The sequence below is a fragment of the Rhodococcus sp. NPDC127527 genome (assembly GCF_042672245.1).
In the GTDB taxonomy this organism is placed as follows: Bacteria; Actinomycetota; Actinomycetes; order Mycobacteriales; family Mycobacteriaceae; genus Rhodococcus_G.
This window is the reverse complement of sequence record NZ_JBHXVP010000036.1, coordinates 1-1,573: the sequence shown is the minus strand read 5'-3', so window position 1 is coordinate 1,573 and position 1,573 is coordinate 1. Positions and strand designations below refer to the sequence as shown.

1 protein-coding gene and 1 pseudogene are annotated in these 1,573 nt (G+C 64.5%); both read right to left on the bottom strand.

Annotated features, from left to right (window positions below):
- Positions 1–293, bottom strand: a pseudogene (locus ACFVH2_RS24945) (Ig-like domain repeat protein); the annotation flags it as partial.
- A gap of 158 nt (positions 294–451) precedes the next feature.
- Positions 452–1,573 (bottom strand): Ig-like domain-containing protein (locus ACFVH2_RS24940; protein WP_378475743.1); only part of this gene is annotated, 1,122 nt, incomplete at its 5' end.

Genomic DNA, 1,573 nt, shown 5'->3' with positions numbered 1-1,573 from the left:
GACACCTTCGCCGACCCCGCAACGTACGTCAGGCAGGTCGGATGCACATCCTTGACCGCCTGCAGCCACTCGACCACACCACCAGTGCGCTCGAACTTCGTCGTCGTGGTGATCACATCACCCGCGGCAGGATTCGCCTCACTGATCGTGCGAGTGAACTTGCTGCTGCCATCGGTCCACGTCGCCGACGCCGGCGCCGCACCGGCCACACCACCACCAATACCCAAACCAACCGCGACAACAGCAACAGCGCTCGATGCCGCCACCCACCGTCGCATCATCGGACGAGACATGCAGATCCTCCGTTGTATCCGAACACGCGCTCGGCGAGCGCCGTGGAACTTCTACATCTGTTGGGCGCGTTCAGGACCGGAGTAGGAACGATCCAGCGCGCACAGACCAGCGGTCCGCTCGGGCTCTCCCGAGAGAACCTGAGCGGACCGACTTCACATCAGGAGCCGAACAACGACCCCAGAGAACCGGTACCACCACCGTCACCAGGCGCCGCAGCCACCACGACCACCGACTTCGCCGACGTCGAACCGGTGAAACCGGCCGCACCCGAATACACCGCAGTGATGTTCCGAGAACCCGCCGCAGCAAACACGTGCGACAACGTCGCCTTCCCGTCAACCACAGCCACCGGCGCACCGATCGCAGTGTCACCATCCTTGAACTGCACCGTGCCACCCGCAGTCGCCGGAGTGACAACAGCCTTCAACTCCACAGCCTGCCCCGCAGTCGCCGACCCCGGCACCGTCAACACCGTCGACGTCACCACATCAGTGGGCAACGGGTCCGACACCGACACCGACACCGGAGCCGACGTCGAACCGAGGAACCCAGCCGCACCCGAGAACACCGCAGTCACGCTCTTCGCACCAGCCGCATCGAACGCATGAGACAACGTCGCCACACCGTTCACCACGTTCACCGGACCACCAAGGTTGGTGGCACCGTCCTTGAACTGAACCGTGCCCGACGCATTCGCCGGCGACACCGTCGCCGACAAATCAACCGCCACACCAACCTTCACCGAACCCGGAGCAGCAGCCACGACCGACGTCGCCACATCCACCGGAGCAGGATCCGACACCGAGATGTTCGCCACCGCCGACGTCGAACCCGAGAACCCGGCAGCACCCGAGAACACCGCAGTCACGCCCTTCGGACCAGCCTCACCGAACGCATGAGACAACGTCGCCACACCGTTCACCACGTTCACCGGACCACCGATGTTCGCGCCACCGTCCTTGAACTGAACCGTGCCCGACGCGTTAGCGGGCGACACAGTCGCCTTCAAATCAACCGCGACACCGGTCGTGGCCGTCGCCGGCACAGTCACCGACGTCTGCGTCGCCACATCCACCGGAGCAGGATCCGACACCGCCACATTCGATGCCGCCGACGTCGAACCGAGGAACCCAGCCGCACCCGAGAACACCGCAGTCACGCTCTTCGCACCAGCAGTGGCAAAGGACTGCGACAACGTCGCCACACCATTGGTCACGTTCACCGGACCACCGAGATTGGTGCCACCGTCCTTGAACTGCACCGTGCCACCCGAAGGAGC